Source organism: Mesorhizobium sp. M7A.F.Ca.CA.001.08.2.1 (assembly GCF_003998455.1).
In the GTDB taxonomy this organism is placed as follows: Bacteria; Pseudomonadota; Alphaproteobacteria; order Rhizobiales; family Rhizobiaceae; genus Mesorhizobium; species Mesorhizobium ciceri.
This window is the reverse complement of record NZ_RZPW01000767.1, coordinates 1-2,840: the sequence shown is the minus strand read 5'-3', so window position 1 is coordinate 2,840 and position 2,840 is coordinate 1. Positions and strand designations below refer to the sequence as shown.

At 64.4% G+C, this 2,840-nt stretch carries 2 protein-coding genes; both read left to right on the top strand.

Annotated features, from left to right (window positions below):
• Positions 1-1,453, top strand: a 1,453-nt coding sequence (locus EN914_RS30485) for an NADH-ubiquinone oxidoreductase-F iron-sulfur binding region domain-containing protein (RefSeq protein ID WP_127389483.1), incomplete at its 5' end; no start/stop codon positions are given.
• Positions 1,454-1,463: 10 nt separating this feature from the next.
• On the top strand, positions 1,464-2,840 hold a 1,377-nt coding region (locus EN914_RS30480), incomplete at its 3' end, for a 2Fe-2S iron-sulfur cluster-binding protein (protein ID WP_127389482.1).

The following is a 2,840-nucleotide window of genomic DNA, read 5'->3' as shown; positions in this document are numbered from 1 at the left end:
AGCCAAGATCGTGCGCAATGGTTCGCGCGGCGCCTATTTCCTCGAACCGATGGTCGAAGTCGCTACAGCCAACGGCCGCATCGCCTACGGGCCGGTCAAACCGTCCGACGTCAAAAGCCTGTTCGACAGCGGCTTCCTTACCGGCGGCCATCATAAACGCTGGCTGGGCGCGCCGGACAAGATCCCGTTCCTGGCCAAGCAGACACGGCTGACCTTCGCGCGCTGCGGCGTCACGGATCCGCTGTCGCTCGAATCCTACAAAAAACATGGCGGGTTGAATGGACTGATGAACGCGCTGGCGCTGACGCCTGCCGCCATCGTCGCAGAGGTGACCGAATCCGGCCTGCGCGGGCGCGGCGGCGCCGGCTTCCCGACCGGCATCAAATGGAAGACGGTGCTCGATACAGCAGGCGACCGCAAATACATCGTCTGCAACGCCGATGAAGGCGACTCCGGCACCTTCGCCGACCGCATGATCATGGAGGGCGATCCCTTCGTGCTGATCGAAGGCATGACGATCGCCGGTATAGCCACGGGCGCGACCAAGGGCTTCGTCTATGTCCGCTCGGAATATCCGCATGCGGTGGCGGCGATGAACAAGGCCGTCGAGATCGCCCGCAAGGCCGGCGTTCTTGGCGCCAGCGTGCTGGGTTCCCCTCACGCGTTCGACATGGAGATCCGGGTCGGCGCCGGCGCCTATGTCTGCGGCGAAGAGACGGCGCTGCTCGATTCGCTCGAGGGCAAGCGCGGCATGGTGCGGGCAAAGCCGCCTCTGCCTGCGCATAAGGGGCTGTTCGGCAAGCCGACGGTGATCAACAACGTCATCAGCCTAGCCTCTGTGCCCGTCATCATGGACAAGGGTGCGGCCTTCTACAAGGATTTCGGCATGGGCCGCTCGCGCGGCACGATCCCGGTCCAGATCGCCGGCAATGTCAAATTTGCAGGGCTGTTCGAAGCCGCTTTCGGCATGACGCTTGGCGAGATCGTCGACGAGATCGGCGGCGGCACGGCCACCGGCCGGCCGGTCAAGGCAGTGCAGGTCGGCGGACCGCTCGGCGCCTATTTCCCGCGCGCGCTGTTCGACACGCCATTCGACTATGAAGCCTTCGCGGCCAAGGACGGGCTGATCGGCCATGCCGGTATCGTGGTGTTCGACGACACCGCCGACATGCTGAAACAGGCGCGCTTCGCCATGGAATTCTGCGCCATCGAAAGCTGCGGCAAGTGCACGCCCTGCCGCATCGGCTCGACGCGCGGTGTCGAGACCATCGACAAACTCGCCGCGGGCATCGAGCCGGAGAAGAACCTCGCTCTGGTCACCGACCTCTGCAACACGATGAAATTCGGCTCGCTCTGCGCGCTGGGCGGCTTCACGCCCTACCCTGTGATGAGCTCGATCACCCATTTCCCTGACGACTTCAAGCCCGCGCCCGTGCGCGTGGCTGCCGAATAGGAGCTGGCAGATGAACATCAAGGCCGACTTCCCATCCCTCGTCGAAGAGATCGACTACGGAACCCCGCAATCGAAGGCGCAGAAGCAGGTCACGCTGAACGTCGACGGGCGCAGCATCACCGTGCCGGAAGGCACCTCGATCATGCGTGCCGCGATGGAGGGCGGGGTCGAAATCCCGAAGCTCTGCGCCACCGACATGCTGGACTCCTTCGGTTCGTGCCGTGTCTGCCTTGTGGAGATCGAAGGACGCGGCGGCACGCCGGCATCCTGCACGACGCCTGTCGGCGAAGGCATGATCGTGCGCACGCAGACCGAGCGGCTCGATGCCATTCGCCGTGGCGTCATGGAGCTCTATGTCTCCGACCATCCGACCGGCTGGAACGAACAGGCCGGAACCGGCGCCAGCGAGTTCGACGCGGTGGCGAAGTCGATCGGCCTGACCGAGAACCGCTACGGCATCGAGGGCCGCAACCACGTCAAGCCGGAAGGTGGCGTGGCGCCCGGCCATGGCTCGCTGGCAGTCGATTACATCGCCCGCGACGAATCCAACCCCTATTTCACCTATGATGCCTCGCAATGCATCGTCTGCTCGCGCTGCGTGCGGGCGTGCGAAGAAGTGCAGGGCACGTTTGCGCTGACCATCGAGGGACGCGGCTTCGAATCCCGGGTTTCGGCCGGAATGCACGAGGCGTTCATCGATTCGGAATGCGTGTCCTGCGGCGCTTGCGTCCAGGCCTGCCCGACCGATGCGCTGCGTGAGAAGACGGTGCTTGCCAAGGGCCTGCCGGAGCGCTCGGCCGTCACCACCTGCGCCTATTGCGGCGTCGGCTGCTCGTTCAAGGCCGAGGTGAAGGGTGACGAAGTCGTTCGCATGATGCCCTACAAGGAGGGCAAGGCGAACCACGGCCATTCCTGCGTGAAGGGCCGTTTCGCCTATGGCTACGCCACCCACAAGGACCGCATCCTGTCGCCGATGATCCGCGAAAAGGTCACCGATCCGTGGCGCGAAGTAAGCTGGGAAGAGGCGATCGCCCATACCGCCAAGGAATTCCGCCGCATCCAATACCAGTACGGACGCACCGCGATCGGCGGCATCACCTCGTCGCGCTGCACCAATGAGGAAACCTACCTCGTCCAGAAGATGGTGCGGCAGGGTTTCCGCAACAACAATGTCGACACCTGCGCACGCGTCTGCCATTCGCCGACGGGCTACGGGCTCGGCCAGACATATGGCACGTCTGCCGGCACGCAGGATTTCGATTCCGTCGACTTCACCGACGTCGCCGTCATCATCGGCGCCAATCCGGCTTCCGCTCACCCGGTGTTCGCCTCGCGGCTCAAGAAGCGGCTGCGCCAGGGCGCCAAGCTGATCGTGCTCGATCCGCGC